Annotated in this window: 18 protein-coding genes; 10 read left to right on the forward strand and 8 right to left on the reverse strand. The window is 36.4% G+C overall.

What is annotated here, in order from left to right; genetic code table 11:
- Positions 1-106: 106 nt before the first annotated feature.
- Positions 107-1,057 (reverse strand): 4-hydroxy-3-methylbut-2-enyl diphosphate reductase, encoded by a 951-nt coding sequence (gene ispH / locus ACF8FD_RS01190; RefSeq protein ID WP_004978047.1) that lies wholly within the window; start codon positions 1,055-1,057, stop codon positions 107-109.
- Between the two features lie 134 nt (positions 1,058-1,191).
- Between ispH and gmk the strand changes: the two genes are divergently transcribed.
- From gmk to bfr, 6 genes are all read left to right on the forward strand, one after another.
- Positions 1,192-1,815 carry a guanylate kinase gene (gene gmk, locus ACF8FD_RS01195; protein WP_005401338.1) on the forward strand — a complete coding sequence of 208 codons (624 nt, stop codon included), beginning with the start codon at positions 1,192-1,194 and terminating at the stop codon, positions 1,813-1,815.
- Between the two features lie 77 nt (positions 1,816-1,892).
- Positions 1,893-2,174 (forward strand): DNA-directed RNA polymerase subunit omega, encoded by a 282-nt coding sequence (rpoZ, locus tag ACF8FD_RS01200; protein ID WP_086209029.1) that lies wholly within the window; start codon positions 1,893-1,895, stop codon positions 2,172-2,174.
- A gap of 223 nt (positions 2,175-2,397) precedes the next feature.
- Positions 2,398-4,497, forward strand: a complete 2,100-nt coding sequence (locus ACF8FD_RS01205; RefSeq protein ID WP_234304427.1) for a bifunctional (p)ppGpp synthetase/guanosine-3',5'-bis(diphosphate) 3'-pyrophosphohydrolase — start codon at positions 2,398-2,400, stop codon at positions 4,495-4,497.
- Positions 4,498-4,566: 69 nt separating this feature from the next.
- On the forward strand, positions 4,567-4,950 hold the full coding sequence (locus ACF8FD_RS01210) for a RidA family protein (protein ID WP_004691470.1): 384 nt from the start codon (positions 4,567-4,569) through the stop codon (positions 4,948-4,950).
- A 155-nt stretch (positions 4,951-5,105) separates the two neighbouring features.
- A complete protein-coding gene (locus tag ACF8FD_RS01215) occupies positions 5,106-5,300 on the forward strand; it encodes a bacterioferritin-associated ferredoxin (protein ID WP_279678850.1) in 195 nt (64 codons plus the stop codon).
- A gap of 255 nt (positions 5,301-5,555) precedes the next feature.
- Positions 5,556-6,020, forward strand: coding sequence for a bacterioferritin (bfr, locus tag ACF8FD_RS01220; protein WP_125280909.1), 465 nt, complete (start codon positions 5,556-5,558; stop codon positions 6,018-6,020).
- Positions 6,021-6,078: 58 nt separating this feature from the next.
- Here bfr and tfpZ read toward each other — a convergent pair whose 3' ends face one another.
- From tfpZ to ACF8FD_RS01235, 3 genes are all read right to left on the reverse strand, one after another.
- Positions 6,079-6,813 carry a TfpX/TfpZ family type IV pilin accessory protein gene (gene tfpZ / locus ACF8FD_RS01225; RefSeq protein ID WP_279678849.1) on the reverse strand — a complete coding sequence of 245 codons (735 nt, stop codon included), beginning with the start codon at positions 6,811-6,813 and terminating at the stop codon, positions 6,079-6,081.
- A 267-nt stretch (positions 6,814-7,080) separates the two neighbouring features.
- Positions 7,081-7,524, reverse strand: a complete 444-nt coding sequence (locus tag ACF8FD_RS01230) for a pilin (protein WP_392452888.1) — start codon at positions 7,522-7,524, stop codon at positions 7,081-7,083.
- Between the two features lie 256 nt (positions 7,525-7,780).
- Positions 7,781-8,044 carry a hypothetical protein gene (locus ACF8FD_RS01235; RefSeq protein ID WP_392452890.1) on the reverse strand — a complete coding sequence of 88 codons (264 nt, stop codon included), beginning with the start codon at positions 8,042-8,044 and terminating at the stop codon, positions 7,781-7,783.
- A 404-nt stretch (positions 8,045-8,448) separates the two neighbouring features.
- Between ACF8FD_RS01235 and ACF8FD_RS01240 the strand changes: the two genes are divergently transcribed.
- The 4 genes from ACF8FD_RS01240 (at position 8,449) to ACF8FD_RS01255 (ending at position 12,839) form a co-directional block, all read left to right on the forward strand.
- A complete protein-coding gene (locus ACF8FD_RS01240; protein ID WP_392452892.1) occupies positions 8,449-8,937 on the forward strand; it encodes a pilin in 489 nt (162 codons plus the stop codon).
- A 509-nt stretch (positions 8,938-9,446) separates the two neighbouring features.
- A complete protein-coding gene (locus ACF8FD_RS01245) occupies positions 9,447-10,727 on the forward strand; it encodes a phosphoethanolamine transferase (RefSeq protein ID WP_392452894.1) in 1,281 nt (426 codons plus the stop codon).
- Positions 10,724-11,341, forward strand: coding sequence for a fused MFS/spermidine synthase (locus ACF8FD_RS01250; protein ID WP_005156545.1), 618 nt, complete (start codon positions 10,724-10,726; stop codon positions 11,339-11,341). The genes ACF8FD_RS01245 and ACF8FD_RS01250 overlap by 4 nt, the downstream gene beginning before the upstream one ends.
- Positions 11,331-12,839: a fused MFS/spermidine synthase gene (locus tag ACF8FD_RS01255; RefSeq protein WP_392452897.1), complete on the forward strand. Its 1,509-nt coding sequence runs from the start codon at positions 11,331-11,333 to the stop codon at positions 12,837-12,839. The genes ACF8FD_RS01250 and ACF8FD_RS01255 overlap by 11 nt, the downstream gene beginning before the upstream one ends.
- A gap of 28 nt (positions 12,840-12,867) precedes the next feature.
- Here ACF8FD_RS01255 and ACF8FD_RS01260 read toward each other — a convergent pair whose 3' ends face one another.
- From ACF8FD_RS01260 to ACF8FD_RS01275, 4 genes are read right to left on the reverse strand one after another with little or no spacing between them, the layout of a single operon-like run.
- Positions 12,868-13,248, reverse strand: a complete 381-nt coding sequence (locus tag ACF8FD_RS01260; RefSeq protein WP_392452899.1) for a hypothetical protein — start codon at positions 13,246-13,248, stop codon at positions 12,868-12,870.
- Between the two features lie 3 nt (positions 13,249-13,251).
- Positions 13,252-15,309 (reverse strand): hypothetical protein, encoded by a 2,058-nt coding sequence (locus ACF8FD_RS01265; RefSeq protein WP_392452902.1) that lies wholly within the window; start codon positions 15,307-15,309, stop codon positions 13,252-13,254.
- Positions 15,306-17,243, reverse strand: a complete 1,938-nt coding sequence (locus ACF8FD_RS01270) for a hypothetical protein (RefSeq protein WP_392452904.1) — start codon at positions 17,241-17,243, stop codon at positions 15,306-15,308. The genes ACF8FD_RS01265 and ACF8FD_RS01270 overlap by 4 nt, the downstream gene beginning before the upstream one ends.
- The gene (locus ACF8FD_RS01275) at positions 17,240-18,667 is read right to left on the reverse strand and encodes a site-specific integrase (protein ID WP_075314570.1); all 1,428 of its coding nucleotides are present in this window, start codon (positions 18,665-18,667) and stop codon (positions 17,240-17,242) included. The genes ACF8FD_RS01270 and ACF8FD_RS01275 overlap by 4 nt, the downstream gene beginning before the upstream one ends.
- Between the last annotated feature and the right edge of the window lie 70 nt (positions 18,668-18,737).

Below are 18,737 nucleotides of genomic sequence, written 5' to 3' on the forward strand. Positions count from 1 at the left end.
ACAATCAGCACAATACAGGATAAAAGGCATAAAAAAACAGATGATTGCCAATTTACAATCATCTGTCAATTTTTCAATAAAATTAGAATGTTAACCAATCCACCTTTTAGGCTTGAGTTACCGCAATACGTAACTCTTTTGGCAAACTAAAGGTAATATTTTCTTCCGTTCCAGCAAGTTCTTGTGGTGGCGTTGCACCCCAATCTTGTAATCGTTGAATCACTTGCTTAATTAAAATTTCAGGTGCAGATGCACCCGCTGTGACGCCAACCTTGGCGATATTTTCAAACCATGCCTGTTGAAGCTCATCTGCATTATCGACCAAATAAGCGGCTTTACCCATTCGCTCGGCCAATTCTCGTAAACGGTTCGAATTCGATGAATTTGGCGAACCGACCACCAATACCACATCACATTGGGTTGCTAAATCACGCACCGCATCTTGACGGTTTTGAGTCGCATAACAAATATCATCCTTACGCGGCCCTTGAATCTCAGGAAATTTCGCCCGTAAAGCATCAATCACTTTTGCAGTATCGTCGATCGATAAAGTGGTTTGAGTAACAAAAGCCACGCGCTCAGGATGATGCACTTGAAGCTCGGCCACGTCTTGCTCATCTTCAACCAAATAAATCGCACCACCATTTTTCAGGTCATATTGCCCCATAGTACCTTCAACTTCAGGGTGGCCTTCATGACCAATTAAGATGGCCTCAACCCCCTCACGGGCATATTTAGTAACTTCAATATGAACCTTGGTCACCAATGGACAGGTTGCATCAAAAACCTTTAAACCACGACGTTCAGCTTCGATTTGTACCGCTTTAGAAACGCCATGCGCACTAAAAATTACAATATTGTCATCGGGTACTTCATCCAATTCATCGACAAAAATTGCACCTCGTTGACGTAAATCGTCCACAACAAATTTATTGTGTACCACTTCATGTCGTACATAAATGGGGGGATTAAAGCACTCGAGCGCACGATTTACGATGGCAATCGCACGGTCAACACCTGCACAAAAACCACGTGGATTGGCCAATACAATTTCCATATGTTCCTCGATACCACTTTTCAATCAGCGGAAACTAATAAAATAAATGTAAACAAAGTGACGCCTTGCTATTTCGTTTAAACCTTGTCTACTCTAAAATAGAGAAGATATTTTATCATATCAGGAAAAATATCATGTCGGGTCTCTTGTTTGTCGTTTCTGCAGCTTCAGGAACAGGCAAAACATCCCTCGTAAAAGCCCTCCTTGACCGTGTAACGAATCTTCACGTTTCTGTTTCTCATACTACACGTGGGCAACGTCCCGGCGAACTTGATGGTGTACATTACCATTTTACCGAAAAAGACTCATTTTTAGCCTTGGTTGAACAAGGTGGTTTTATTGAATACGCCGAAGTCTTTGGTAATTACTACGGCACAGCTCAAGCTACCGTGAAAGAACAACTCGCGAAAGGTCATGATGTTCTATTAGAAATTGACTGGCAAGGCGCACAGCAAGTTCGTAAGCTTTTTCCTGACTCTAAACAAATTTTCATTTTACCACCAAGCCAGTTTGATCTGCGTCAACGTCTGTCTAACCGTGGCACAGACTCGGTTGAAGTGATTGAGCGGCGTTTAGGCTGTGCGGTTGAAGACATGCAACAATATGTTAACTTCGACTATGTAATTATTAATGATGATTTTAATAAAGCTTTGCACGATCTTGAGTCTGTAATTATTGCCAATCGTTTAGTCATTACACAGCAAGCGAGTCGTCATCAGAAAATGATTTCTGAGCTGATCACCCCTGTTGAAAAGTGATTAAAACTTGAGTCTACAGACAAAGCACCTTATACTGAACAGTCTGTTTAATTTTAGCCTTTGTAACGAGAACTCTTATGGCACGCGTAACCGTTGAAGATTGTTTAGACCATGTAGACAACCGCTTTGAGCTTGTACTAGTGGCAAGCAAACGCGCGCGTCAATTGGCACGTCAGGGCATTGAACCTACTGTTGAGTGGGACAATGACAAACCGACTGTTGTTGCATTACGTGAAATTGCAGTAGGTCATGTTTCTAAAGATATTTTGAAACAACGTGAGCAAGACTACCAAACTTCAAGTCTTGATCTTGCACTTTCTGCAAACAATTTGAATTTAGATGGTTTTTCTTTCCAATAAGAAAAATTTATCGCTTAAAAGCCTAGTTTTTAACTAGGCTTTTTTATTGGATAACTTTTATATTTATCCAATACACGTTATAACTAGAAGATAGGATTCATCGTGGTTTAGGTGTATCTTTTTTGCTTTTCTCTCAATGAAAAATTTGACAACTCATTCAATATGCTTTTCATTAGGGGATCAGTAAAATTTTCTTGTAATTGCTACGTCTTAAAGGTGTTTTATGCCAGGCCCAATGGTCAGCCAAGCTAAACAACAGCTCAAAACTATTATCGATGCTTACTTAACTGAAAGCGACGTCGAGCGAGTGCTTGCGGCCTGTGATTATGCGGATATTGCCCATGATGGTATTACCCGTAAAAGTGGCGAACCCTATATTTTGCACCCGATTGCGGTAAGCTGTATTTTAGCGCATATGCGTCTAGATGCCGAAACCCTGATGGCGGCACTTTTACATGATGTGATTGAAGACACAGACTTTAGCAAAGAAGATATTGCAGAAAAATTTGGAAAAACCGTTTCCGAACTGGTCGATGGCGTCACCAAACTTAGCCAATCCAGCGATAAAGAATATAACAAAGCCGCTTCTTTCCGAAAAATTCTGCAAGCCACACTACAAGACCCCCGTGTCATTATTATTAAACTGGCTGACCGCTATCACAACATGACCACCTTGGATGCACTACGCCCCGATAAGCGTGCGCGTATTGCCCAAGAAACCTTTGATATTTTTGTCCCAATGGCACGTATTGTTGGTATGAATGAGATGGGCGATAACCTCGAACATCTGTGTTATCAAAACCTTGATCTCGACATGTATAACAATGTCCAAGAAGCCCTTCTCCAAACTAAACCTAAACGCTGTGAATATCAAAGCAAATGGGAAAATAATCTGACCGAGCTATTAAAAACCCATCAAATCTCAGGTCGAATTAAAAAGAAAAATAATAATATCGAACTGTTACGTCACTTTGTAAAAAATGACATTGATCTACATGAACTTACGCATAGTCATGCCTTTGAAATTATTCTAAATAGTATTGCTGACTGTGACCGCTTAGCCGATGTGTTGCGAGAGAGTTTTCAAGTTTTACACTTTGCAGACCATATTCGTAAACCACTCCCAGGTGGTAACCAATCGCTACTACTACGTTTAAAAGGTGAAAACACAACCTTATCAGTCACCATTCAAACCGAACTGATGCGCAAAGCGGCGCGTTTTGGTGTAGTCCTAGGCGACAGTGCTCCGCAAGCTTGCCGCTCTGCGATTCAAGCCTCGATGCAGAACTTAAATGTCTTGATTGATGGTGCCTGTGCCAAAACCACTTTTAGCGAACTGCTCGATTATTTACACCAAGAGAAAATTTGGGTGTATACCCCGCAAGGTCATTTACACGAATTACCGCAAGGTGCAACAGTCGTCGATTTTGCCTACTCTGCCAGCTTATTTTTAGGTAACCATGCGGTAGGTGCGAAAATCAATGGGGAAACTAAACCACTTTCTACGCCATTGCACAGTGGTCAGGTTATTGAAATTATAACCGATGTCTTGGCCACCCCAAACCCGGATTGGCTCAGCTTCGTCAATACGCAAAAAGCCCGCCGTGCCCTACAAAATATACTGCGTGAGCAAGACATCGAAGAACAACGCCTTGTTGGACAACAAGCTTTAAATCGCGCTTTAAAACTATTCAATGTATCCATTAAAGATTTAACCGAATCAGATTGGTTAGAACTTTTACAATGGCGACATATCGAAACTAAAGACCAATTATTTGAGCAAATTGCCGTGGGCGATTTACTGCCGCAATTGGTTGCGAATCATTTATTTGCACATGACCAAAGTGCACAGGAATCTGACCGACTCATTCAAGGTACTGAAGGTGTCGATGTCAAATACGCACATTGCTGTAACCCTGTGTTGGGTGATCCAATTCAAGGACATTTATCACGCCGCGGTCTTATTGTGCATCGTGCACGTTGTCATAATCTCCTGCATGAACAACATCTACACCCTGAAAACATCATGCCGTTGCAGTGGACCAATGAGAATGAAGAAGAAATTAGTTTCAATGCATATTTATTGATTAACATGGCCATGGATGACGAACAAATTTCCGACCTGATTTATCAATGTCGTAAAGAAAAAATTGGGGTCGAAATGGTACGTAATCAAGATGACAAGACTTATGTCAATGTTGTAGTACACAACCGCAAGCAAATTGCAAAAATCATTCGCGATCTACGCATGCATTTTGGCTTTCCGCGTATCAGTCGACTGGCTCAACCAGTGAGCATTGCGGAAACATCGATTGCGAGTTAATTGTTTAAATCCACACATTTTAATGCCAATCTAGGCTATGATTGATGGTGAATATAATAGGAGAACACGATGTCCCGCCAAGTAATTCATACTGAAAATGCCCCTGCTGCGATCGGCACTTATTCGCAAGCAATCTTAGTCGGCAATACACTTTACCTTTCTGGTCAGATCGGTTTAGACCCATACAGTATGGAGTTGGTTGAAGGCATTGAAGCACAAATTCGTCGTGTGTTTGATAACTTAAAAGCTGTCTGTGAAGCTGCTGGTGGAACACTGGCTGATATCGCGAAGTTGAATATTTTCTTAACCGATCTTTCAAACTTCCAGTTGGTCAATCAAATTATGGGCGAGTATTTCGCACAACCTTACCCTGCACGCGCTGCACTCGGTGTGGCTAGCCTACCTAAAAATGCATTGGTTGAGATGGATGGCATTGTGATTATTAATCAATAAGTTATATTTTTTCAAGAAAAAGCCACCGATTGAGTGGCTTTTTTTTATCCAAAATTCCAATAAAGACAAATGAGATTTCAAATGATTTTTATTGACAAACGATAACAATTATCAATAATATTACTTATCTTATTTCATTCATGTGGCTTGCTGAAATGTACGTGTGCTTATGCCGTGGTATTACAGATCAAGATATTAAAGACGCTGTTGAAAATGGTGCGAGTAGTTATCGTGAAATTCGCGAGATGCTCGATCTCGGGACATGCTGTGGTCGCTGTGCACCAGAAGCGCGCTCAATCATCAGCGCTGAAGTCTCTGCCATTGCCTCGCGCTTAGCCATTGCCGCCTAGACATTTCATTCGTTTTTTAGAATAACCATAATTATAAACTTACTCTTTATGAGTAGCTCCTCCCCCGCTTACGACTCTAGGCGGGTTTTCTTTTCTTTAAGTCCTAAAAATAAATTTTTCATCCCGCATGCTTTTGATTGCGATTTTCATTTGCTGTTCTATAAATTACTCGCCAAAAACCACTTTGTTGTTTAAGATATTTCACATAAGTTATTGATATTATTTTTTAAGTCGCAGTTTGAATGGAGCTTTCTCATGAAAGGCAATCGTGATGTAATTAATCAGTTAAATCAGGTGCTTTATCATCATTTAACTGCCATTAACCAAAATTTCCTACACTCTCGTATGTTTAATGACTGGGGGATTGAGCAACTCGGTTCTGCAGAATATAAAGAATCGATTCGCCAAATGAAGCATGCTGACAAAATCATTGAACGTATTCTTTTTTTAGAAGGTCTACCAAACTTACAACACTTAGGCAAACTCTACATCGGTCAACACACAGTTGAAGTTCTTAACTGTGATGTCCGTAAAGTTAAAGAGAACATTGAATCCATTCAAGCCGCTGTTAAGCTTGCCGAAGAACAACTGGACTACGTTACTCGAGATCTTGTTCAAGAGATTTTAGAAAAAGAAGAAGAGTGGTTAGATTGGACAACTACACAACTCGATTTGGTTGAGACTGTAGGTCTAGAAAATTATATTCAGAGTCAAATTTAAGACTTTTTCATCAATAAAAAACCTGCATATGCAGGTTTTTTTTATTATGGTTTTAGGTTTACTTCCAAGGGCGAAGATCGACTATTTTAATGACTTCACCTTTATCTTTATTGATTAAAACTGTCATATCAACAGCATTGGCTTTTAGAGGAACAAAGGCATCTGCTGCTGGGTATTTATCTAAAGTCACTTGTACAATTTTTTGATCATTATATTGTAAAAGCTCTTTTAAATTTCTTGCTCGCTCTTTAATCTTCGGTTTTGCTTCAGCAAAATCGACATAACGTTGAGGTTTTTGAGCGAGAGAAATACCACCTAAAACTTCTGTAAACATATCATCACTACGCTGCTTAGCATCTTTAGCAAATTCTGTGGCAACAAATTGGGGTTTTAACCAAGAAGGATACCGAAATTGTGGCGGGGCTTGATTTATATTTTGATTCGCAATTTCATTTTTTCGAACAAGCTCAAAACGATCAACGTTATAAACCAACCATGCTGGGCGACCTTGCTCAATACTATAAAGACCATAACATAAGGCGGAAATTTGAATAGCAACAATAATACTTAAATCAAATTTAAGAGTTTTTTTGCCTTCTTTATAAACTAATAAGCCTAATAAGGGTCCAACAATCACGTCAATGGATAGCATCATCAGAAAAATCTGAGTAACTCCGACTGCTATTACTAGTGGTGTAGGATACCAAGCAAAAAATACAAGCCCAACCACTGATAAGGCAATTATTAATGAGATAGATAAATGAATGAGAAAAAATTTAAGACGTTTAGACATTTTAAATGTACAACCATATTATTTTAAACATGCTCATTCAAAAACTGCTTTGATCTAAGATATAAATTTAATAAAACTTATGTTCAAGCTAAGTTTTATTTTGAATTTTTTTTGCTACTTTTAACTACAATAAATTTCTACTTTATTAGCTATTTTACTATTAAATGAATATTTAAATATTTACTTTTCATTTCTATCACATTTTTTTCCAAAAACCTTTATTAAATAAAAAAGACTGGTTAGCCAGTCTTTTTTATTATATGACAATTAACGGCAGTTTGAAGGAGCTAGTTTAGATTGCAAAGTACCTGCGACTGCTGGAGCTGTTGCACCTGCAGCACCACAAGCCCAATTGATTTGAGTTGCAGGCGGAGTATAAGCAGTTGTAGAAGCAGGTAATGCTACAGGCGCCGTAGGTAAGCCAGTATAAGGACGTAAAATAATCGTACCACCGGCCTGTACTGGTGCATTATAAGTAACTGTTATCTGGCCATTTGCATCATTAATGAGAACACTGGTAACATCTTTAGTTGCAGTAGGTGCAGAATATCCAAGTGAATATTTTGCTGCACTTGCAGAATTTTCTACTACAGTCGTTTTTGCCGCTGAAGCCAAGGCAATTCCTTCCGTTACTTTTGCACGTTTTGTATAATCCTGATAAGCAGGAATCGCAACTGCAGCCAAAATACCGATAATCGCTACAACGATCATTAATAAAACACATTCCATAAGTCACTTTATATGGACACACATCAAGCCATTGAATTATATTAACTTACTTAAATATCCATTTTGTCCATATGAACATACTTTTCAATGGACAAATTTTTTAAGTTTGTCCATATCAAAAAAAGGATTTAATTGAGAGTAATGAGAGAGATTGTCAAAAAAACATTTTATGGCAATGCTGAGGATATTAAAACGTTACATTTTTGATTATTAGAACCCATTCCAATGAATGATAGATTCACTTCAACCCAAACGCATTTAGGCTTGAAGGATCAAAATTTTCATCAAACATAAACGCATCTCTTCGCTCTTTTTTTAATGTCGCCAGTGCATAAGAAAAACATTTCTCACATAACTGCAACTCATATCTATCTCCATCATGTGTAGAGCCATAACCCCAATGTACCGAAAAAGTTGCAAACTTTAATGTTGTTGATTGTTTGCATACATCACATAGCACATCAGTAATGAATCTGACTTGTTGCAGTTTTTTGATTTCCATAACCGACTTTGGATCTTAATTGAGTTAAATTCTTATATATCCTTGATAAAACTACCACGGCACAAAATAAGCGGGATGCTACTTTTTTAAAGCATGCTAGGGGCTGCTCATACCATAACCTCTTCAGCCCGATGCTACCGTTTCTTTTAAGCGATCAAATATTAAGTCTGTCTTAACCCAAAACGATTGCCCCATACACTCTCACAAAACACACAAAGCTGACAATTAACGTCACTTTTTTACACAAAATTACTTTCCAGTTTTTCCGTTGCTCATAATAATTAAACAATGTATTGATTTCATGAAGAATTATTAGATAATATACTTTGGCACACTTCGTGCAAACAATAAACTAGCTTACAAAGCTTATAACTAAATCAAACAAAACATTTGTGGAGAATGTTATGAATACAATGCAGAAGGGCTTTACGCTCATCGAGCTCATGATTGTAGTCGCTATTATTGGTATTCTTGCTGCGATTGCGATTCCTCAATATCAAAACTATATTGCTCGTTCACAAGTTGCACGTGTAATGGGTGAAGCTGGAGCAATCAAAACAGCTGTAGATAACTGTTTGTTAAATGGTAAAACAACTCTTGGTGCTACTGCAACCCAATGCCAATTAGACGCAACGGGTTCTAACCTTTTAACTGGTGCAAAACAAGACGGTTCAGCTGCTGTTGCTACTGGTACAGGTGTACCGCAAGTAACTATTACCGCAGGTACTGGTGCTGCAACAATTGTTGCTACGTTCGGTAATTCAGCAGCGGCTGATCTTAAAAAGGCATCATTTAATACACTAACATGGACTCGTGCTGTAGATGGTACGTGGCGCTGTTTCACAACTACAGAAGCAAAATACCGTCCAGCTGGTTGCCAAGCTTCTACCTAAAATCTATAAGATACTGTCTTTAAATAATTGAAATTACCGAAATATGGATCCCATTGATCCATATTTCTATTTTTATTAAATTTAGATAAAATTTATAAGCAATTTATCTCAAGACGTATTTTTTACTCATGCCTTTTCTTTTACTTCTTTTACCAAACATATATCTGTGGTGGTTTTCACAAGATATTACTATTTTGCTTCTTAGTATTTGTTGTCTATTTTTACTATTTGCATTTTTTAAAACAACTAAATATAGTTTTTTATTTTTACCTTTTTTATGGATCATTCCATTTTACTTATATTATATCTCAATTTATCAAACCTCGATTAATGAACAAATATTAAGTATAGTTTTAGAAACAAATTTTCAAGAAATATTGAGTTTTCTAGGAGAGAAAATATATAATTATGTAATATATATATTAATTTGGAATATACTTTGTATTTACTTTTGCTACAAATGCTATAAATACCCTGCAATTTGGATACATCGTAGTAGATATTGGGTTTTGAGTGTCTTTATATTTTACTTTATAGTCTCTTATATCAGCCAACAAAAAATTAGCAATACTATTAATAATAATTTCACAAAACAGAATGATTTTTTAGTCCAAGAAGATAATAACTTTTTACAAGAATTAAAAAAAACCTATCCTCTAGGGTTAATAATTTCCTTTAATAAATTATATGTTGAACAAAATAAAGTTAAGCAGGCATTTAGTAAAAATAAGGATTTCAAATTTAATACTATACAACATGCACAAAATATTCGTACAAAAGAAGTGTATATTTTAATCATTGGTGAAACTAGTCGTAAACATAACTGGTCATTAAATGGATATCAAAGAGAAACTAATCCATTATTAAATCAACAAAAGAATTTAGTTAATTTTGATAATATGCTCTCTATTTCGACAGCAACTCGTAGTTCCATTCCAATGATGATTACACGAAAACCAGCACAGCAAGTTTATCGTTATGATTTTCCAGAGAGGTCGATTATATCAGCATTTAAGGAAACTGGATTCTCCACCTATTGGATCTCTACACAACAAAAATTTGGTGCATTCGATACCAGCACTTCAGTATATGCAAAAGAAGCAGATTATATGCTGTTTTTAAATAAAACCAGTTATTCTAATAGGGGGGATACTGATGAAATTATATTCCCTGAATTAAAAAAAGCGATACAATCTGCTGGAGATAAAAAATTTATTGTGATTCATACTTTAGGGAGTCACTATAATTATAGTCATCGTTATACTAATAATTTTGATATTTTTAGACCATCATTAAATAATATTAAAAACTACAGCATGCAAGATAAAAGATATAAAACTGAATTATTAAATAGTTACGATAATTCAATTTTATATACAGATTATGTTTTAAATGAATTAATTGAAATTTTAAAAATGCAAAAAGATACAGAATCATTTGTTTTTTTTGCATCTGATCATGGCGAGGATTTATTTGATAATGAATGTAATAAAAGCGGTCATGGTAATACAACGATTTACAATTATGAAATCGCATCATTTGCATGGTATTCAGATTTATATCAACAAAGAAATCCCACGAAGATCAATTGGCTAGAGCAAAACAAACAACGTAAAATTAACCAAACTTCAATTTTTCCAACATTAATAGATGCTGCAAATTTGAAGATACCCAATGATTCACTGGACAAAAGTATATTAAAAGATTTCAAAAACTATCCTCGACTTGTTGAAGGTGGCATAGATTTTGATAAAACACAGCCTCAAGGCGTATGTAAGGAAATACAATGAATCAGCCACAGCAAAAAATGCTCTCCAATCTTGCTGGAATATTTTTTATTTCAGGTTTGAGTGCTTTAATTTATCAAGTTTGTTGGCAACGTTTACTCTTCACAGGATTTGGAGTCGATTTAACATCAATTACAGTGATTGTTTCTGCCTTTATGGCAGGCTTAGGTGTTGGTGCATTTTTTGGCGGTAGAATCGCAGACAAATATCCTCAAAATATTATCTTAATATTCTGCCTCATCGAATTAGGTATTGGTTGTTTTGGTTTTTTTAGTCATAAATTTATATTTTTTGTACAAGATATTCTTATACATTCCAATTTATTAATTACTGCTCTAGGAAGCTTCATATTACTTCTATTTCCTACATTTCTAATGGGAACAACTTTACCATTACTAACGAATTTCTTTAATCAGCATATTCAGAACATTGGTGATTCTATAGGTAGATTGTATTTTCTCAATACACTTGGAGCTGCTTTTGGTGCATTAACAACAGGTTTTGTTTTTTTCAATTATTTTACTTTATCACAAACGATTTATATTGCTGCTACTTTAAACTTAATAATTGCAATAGGTATATATTCTACTTATGGAATGAAGAGATATGAAAAATAATCATCTAGTATATATTGTATCTTTTTTCAGTGGATTTTTAAGTCTTTCATTAGAAATTATATGGATGCGCATTATTTCATTTGCAGGTATGTCTGTCCCACAAGCATTTTCATATACATTGGCACTATTTTTAATAGGTATTGCAATAGGAGCAAATATTGGTAAAAAATTATGTAAAAATTCTAAAACCATAAAATTAGAGTCTATTGGATATATATTTTTAACTGCATCAATAATAGATATATTTTTAATCACACTTTCTTTTTTTGCAGCTAAAAATTCTGTATTTATTATAATAGCAGGATTTTGTGTGTTTATTTGTGCAGCGATTCGTGGTATTGCATTCCCACTAATTCATCATATTGGTACTCAACAGATAAAAACAGGTTCCCAAATTTCAAATGTTTACTTTTCAAATGTTTTTGGCAGTTCTATTGCACCATTATCAATTAGTTTTGTTGCACTTGATTATTTAAACACACAACAAGTATATATTTTAGTATGTATATTGACACTTACTATTTCCATACTATGCTTTAATCAGAATAAAATTAAAATAATTATAAGTGTCTTCTCTGCTATTTCATTATCACTACTGTTTGTTCCTGAAAAAATTTTCTATGAATTATCAAAGAATAGTTATCAGGATAACGTATATCCTACAAGGATTATAGAAAATAAGCATGGTTTTATTCAAATATATCAAGAAGAAAAGGATCAAATTGTTTTTGGTGCAAATGTATATGATGGAAAATTAAACACTGATATATTCCATAATTCAAACGGTATTGATCGTGCTTATTTGCTACCTGTTCTTAAACCTGAAGCCAAAGATATCTTAGTCATTGGCTTAAGTACAGGATCTTGGGTAAAAGTCTTAAGTATGATGCCTAATATCGAAAAAATTACAGTGATTGAAATTAATCCAGCGTATATCGAACTTATTAAAACTGATCCAATTGTATCTGATATTTTAAAAGACAAACGCATTGAAATTATTTTTGATGATGGTAGAAAATGGATTAAAAGAAAAACAGATAAAAAATTTGATATTATACTTATGAATACAACATGGTACTGGCGCGCCTATGCATCAAATCTTTTAAGTCAAGACTTTTTAAATATTGTAAAATCACATATGAAACCAAAAGGTATTTTATTCTATAATACTACTCAATCAGCTGATGCCTATTATACCGCATCAAAAGTTTTTCCTTATGTCTATAAATATAAATTTATGGTACTAAATTCTATGCAACCAATAGCATTAGAAGATCATAATAATATTCACAATAATTTATGTAAATTGGTTAGATATTCTACTCAAAAACCTGTTTTCAAAGATCAACAAGACTGTTCTCTAGCAAGTGATATTATTTTACAAACTCCTCTTGTTCCTTACGACAGAATTGATTTTTCCGAATTTTCTAGTCATCAACCCGAAGTTATTACTGATGATAATATGATTACGGAATATAAATATGGAAAGGGATTATAATTACACTGAAAAACTTAACCCTAAATAACTAAATATTTAGGGTTTTAAATTTTGAATTGTTATATTTTTTCCTCAACTCAAAATTCTCCATCAACAGCGAATTACACTTTCCTAGTAATATTTCATAATCTTCTTCTAACTGCTCATAGTTCGTTTTCACCGCCTTAGTCTTATTTTTAGCTTTTTCAACCTGCTGTGTAGGCGAAAGAACAATTTGTCCCACTTTTTGTGCCACCAGCTCAATCGCCTCTATAAGCGCAGCATGACGGCTCTTTTTAATCGAGCCTCGTTTACGTCCAGCCTCCATTGCAACCGTATCGTTATTAATGGCAGAGCCTTTCGGCAGAACCTCAGGTTTATTGGCTTTTAAACGCTCTAAAGCAGCGTAATAATCATTAAGTGCACTCATATTTTATACCTCAATATTAATCGTTTTAATTTTTTGAATCATTTTGTTTAAAGCCAAAATCTCACTGTCCATTTGCCCGTATAGCAGACTGTTCTGTACTTGCATATCTCGCTGCCGTTGTAGTCGATGAACCGCTTTTTGCATTTTTTCAGCACTTGTTGCATCAAACACAGCATGGGCACAACTCAAACAACTGGTAATCGCAGTAAATGAAATTTTTTCGCAAGAATCAGGATTAGTACAAGCACCCAAAAGACTCGGTTTGTAAGCAATTTCCCCTTTTTTCATGCGCTTAATCGCTTCATCACGGTTTGGAAATACTGTGAGTAATTGCTCGCGGTCTTTTTGTAGCTGCAAATAGGTTCCTGTCCCACCAAGTAAACGGCTAGCACTATTAATTACACCATCTTCAAACTGAGCATAAGAATGCACCAAGCGCTGATATTCCAGTTCTTGAATAAACTCTTTTTGACTGTCACTCACTAAAATATTTGGTGCAAATACCGCATTATTACGGTAATACAACGTCATAGACTCTGTTAGATGCTTAAATTGGACTGACAAAGCGCCGAGTCCGATCATGCCTGAACGTGCGCCATAAACTGCAAGCGAACGTCTAAATTGATGCGTGCAAATATTCCAGTATTGACCAACTTGGCAGTCTTTTTCTTCTCGCCAATTGCGGAAACCATCAAAAGCTTCAAGCTCGGCGATATCACTTTCTGTGATTTTCAACCCATCTCCAAGCAAGACAGAAATACGGCTTAAATACTGATTAAAATTAGACTGTGTTCGAGTCGGAGCACCCTCAAAATTAGAGATAAAATCCGTTTCATGCTCAATATTGCGGTTATTTTTATTTCGATGCTTTTGCGAGTATAGCGTTGGAAATAATGGGTATTCAGCAGGATTAGACATATCATAATGTGAGTTGAGCAGAGCGTAGATTTCACCAATGCTTTGTGCTGCATGTACGCCTACTTGAATATCTTCAAACGTAATCCAATACGTAGACTTGTTGCCACCACCGTGTAATTTTGATGTATAGCCCATAATGACATGCACAAGATGCTCGTTACTTTGAATAGTTTGATAGCAATCAGAAGACAGCTGATTCACTTCATTATCACGCATGCCTGTAAACAAATGAATCCAAAGTTTGGCCATACCTTGAATCAGCGTCATATAACGGGTGAGGTTGGCATGTTTTTGAATCTGATTATTTTCAAACAGTGCCGTTAAACCGAGTAAATCTCGAGCATCAGCAAAACTTACCGCATTTTTTTCACGCTTAAATTCTGTCGGCATCAAAGCAAAATTTGCATCCTGCTGCTTGCGCTGAAACCATTTCAGAAGTGCTGATGCGTTTTGATTAAATTCATTCAATTTATCTGCTAAAGCATTAATTAAGGCTATATAAAGCCGTGAAGGAACAACTTTGGTTTGTGGGCCTACTTTGCCTGACTGCAACCTGAGTTGAGCAGCCAACTTTGCTAAATGCTCTATTGGCTTATATGTACTAAACGCAGGAATGAGCAATGGGTATTGCTGTTGTAAGGCAAAACAATCCGTTATAAATGCTTTAATGTGAATGGCTTTTTGATAGCTTACCCCAACATAAGCATCATTTACTTTTGACATATAAGAAACATCGCTAAATAACTGCTGCAATGTACAGCCATTTTTATATGCAATTGCTGCAAACTGGCGTAAAACCGTATGCCGCTGTTCGATACTTTTAATAATCGACTTACCAGATTTTATATAAAGCAAAGCAAAACTGATTTTTTTCATTTCTGCCCGAATTTGACAGTAAAGAAAGTCATTTTCTCGGGCATTTTCAAGCCAACTATCAAAATTCAGGCGACAATCACACTTCGGTAAATATGGAGAAAGATCCCAGATATTGTCTGAATAAACTGACAATATCTCACCACTCTTCATTCGCGATAATACAAAAGTACTTGGAACAGTCAGCTGATTATTCAGTAGATTGTACTCATCAGGTAAGAACTGCTCAGCAATACCCAATGAATATAGATATGAATTAAATGAACTCATGATATCCACCCCAAATCAATTAGCAATTCAAAATGATTGAGCCAATAGGTATCTAAATCACCGCTTTCTACTTCTTCTTGAATTGAAAAAATATGATCACGTAAATTTTCATAAGTATCTGATAACTCCTTGAGTACTTCGTCAATTCGATGTAGCACAACCCCAAACTGCTGTTCCCACTTGATTAAGTCCGTGGCTTTTTGCTTAACGTAGCCGAGCAGGCTTTTCAGTGATAAAAGCTTACGCATATCTTCGTCATCAGCGTGGACTGCATAGTGTTGGCAGAATAAGCAATGCTCAAATTGCTGACAATTGGGTGTAGGGGCTCGTTCAGTAAACCCAATAGCTTTTTCAGGCTGTGGATGGATAGAGGCACATGCACCGACAGGTGAGGCTTGAGCATCAATAGTTTCATCTAGCATTTGCACAGGAATACGCTCAACGGTTCGAGTTTGTGACACTGCAACTTCTCGCAGTTCATAAAAGAATTGTGAAATCTGTTGGCTTGCATCTTTAAATGAAGTTCGACTGTAGTTTTTCTTCGCAGTATCGAGTGAGTGTCCCATTTTTTCGACTTCAAGCAATAAATCGCCATCGCTTAGTTCGACATACTGACTACTGACGTGCTTACGCCACTGTTGTGGAGTAATCCAAACCATTTGAGGGAAAATGCGTTGTAAAAAGCTTTTGAGTAATTGCAACTTACCATTCCCAATCGGCACAAGTCTTTGAATTTCATTACGTTGTGGAAAGACAAAAATACAGGTTTCATCTTGGATATACCATGCTCGAAGTTCTAAAATTTGTCTAAAAACAGGTTCAAATTTCACCCCAAACTCAGGCTGAACTTCTTTCCCACCAGCACGGCTTTTTGTGCCCGAAAATCTCCGTCCCTGAGTTGAGGGCAAGATTTCCATCGTATCCAGCTGTAACTGCTGAGCTGTGTCTAAATTAGCCCCCGTTTGTGCAATAAAGAGTAACATACCGATGACTAGACCATATAAAGCAAGTCGCTCTCGCTCCATATGTCGTTTGTCTTTATTACGTTCCTCAAGGTTGCGAATAGCTTGATTACGATTTTCACGTAAACGTTTTCGATGTTCACTATCCTCAGCAAGCCCGAAATCCACCAGCATTTTTGAAAAATCGGGAATAGCTGAATATTTAGATAAATAGCTGTGCATATCAAACTGAATATGTTGTTTTTCAGTTTGATGATGAAAACCTGAGTAAAAATAGAACTCTTCCTGATCCACGGACTGAAAATGTGCTGGAAAATCTGCGCCTTGCATCACAATACGATAAATTTCAAGAAAGACATTCAACAAAGTTGCATACGTCTTCTGATGATCTTCCTGTGCAATCGGTAAAACAGGAACATCATAATGCTGTGCTTGTACTTGCATCGCTTGACTAGAAATATCAATTTCATGACAATCAAATACATATGCAATCAGTTTTGCAACATAACGCTGATACTGCTTTGCGGTATGCGCAGCCAAGTTATCTTCATCAGTGTCCGCAAGCAAAGTCCGATCAACCAGAGATTTACTATAGCGACGATAGGCATCGATCATGCTGTCCTTATCGGATAAATCAAAAATTTTCTTTTGTTGATCAATCCAATCCAAAAACATCTTGATGATGGAATAGAACAACCCTTTTGATAGGTCCGATCCATCCATTTGCAGTATATAATCTGTAAAATATTTTAAAAAATAGCGTCTTTTTTCATCAAAAGAAGCGACAAGCTCATTGTCTGATATATCGGAAGAACATGCTCTTTTAGCAAAAAAGAATGTACCAATATCTAAAGTTCTAAAAGAAAATGAGGCCGTTTTATCTTTGAGCACGAGTATTAAACGCTCATGCTCAGTAATCTGTTTATGAATATCAGTGATATGTACAAACAATGGAGTACGAATAAAATTCATGACAAATCTCCTGCTAAATCCACAGAGGACTTGACGTATTTCATCAAGCTAGACTCATACTCATGCTGAATTTTACTGCGCCATTGCAACCGTGATTTATAGTTCAAATATTGCAAAGTCGTACTAATATTACGATGACCCATCCGAGCTTGCACATATTCAACTGCTGTCATAGCTGAATGCCCTTCAGGTAAATGCTGTAACTGGCTTTCCAGTAGATTCATACCAAAACTGGCACGTAAATCATGAAATTTAAAGCTTGGAAATTGCGGATCAATCAGGCGAATTTCGGGTAACAACACGACTTTTAAGTAACTACGAACGGCTTCACCTTCATACAGTTTAAGCCTCATCCCAAATGAGTCAGAGCTTTTGATCTTTTCGGTCAACTCTTGCTGCTCTACTTTACTTGTATAAAATGGTGTCCCTAATTTTGTGAGAAACACATAGTTTTCATCCGATTCGCCATAGTTTGACTTCTGTCTACGCTGACTCGCTTGCTCACTATTGATATAAATTTTAAGATCTTGCGCTAACCAATTGGGGATCAATAAGGTCATTGGCTTTTGAAATTTGCTATCAATGCCTGTCCCTGCTCCAACAGGCAGACGAATAAAGCCATGACTATCAAGCTCACAACCAATTAAGCTTTTTATTCGTAAAGTACAAATCGTTTGTAAACGGGCACCTGTGAATAATGCTAGATAGAACATCAGCTGATATTCACGTGATGATTTTTGCAGTGCTTTTAATATGACAGTTTGCGATTCAACGCTGAGAGGGCTTAATTCACCACCATCCACAATCGCTTCAGAATTTGGAGCTTTGGCTGGAACATGAATTGCAAAATCATGTGACTTAATTGCCATTTTTCGACGTGCACCAAATTCATTATCTACAGCAATATATTTGTAAACGTCTTTAAACGGTATGCCATAGCACTGATGATCGATCAAATCTTCTGTAACGAGAAATCGGTAAAAATTCACTACCGCATTAATTCGATTACTTGCAGAGCGAGCTGAAATTAGACCTGCATTTGCCTGCTCAATAAGACGAGTACGATATTTAAAAATCGCATTTGACTGTTTTACTTTATGGAACTTCAAACAGTTCAGTTGCTCATCTTCTAAAAAACGCTGAAAATCAACAAGCTGATTGGCAATAGATGAAAATGTTTTAAAATCATACTGTATTGTTTGCTCAAGTTTTTTCAGCAAATATAGATTAAAAACATCAGAAGGGCTACCATCTCCCTGAACAATTACAGGGAATTCAAGGTAAGCATCACCATGTTTTTCAAACGCTGCATCATTTAAACGATCAGTTGCCTGTCTCAACGTCAATAACTGAAATTTTTTAATGGTCACAACTTTGGCTTTTGATTGGTAGCGTGACTGACCATTTTTAAGTTTAGTGCTCATTTTGAGCCTCCTGTTTATTAAAAAACAGGCAAAAAGTGACCTTGAGATAGGATTGACAAAAATGCCCCTA

Origin of the sequence: Acinetobacter sp. TYF_19, from assembly GCF_043105125.1 — a bacterium.
GTDB lineage: Bacteria > Pseudomonadota > Gammaproteobacteria > Pseudomonadales > Moraxellaceae > Acinetobacter > Acinetobacter johnsonii.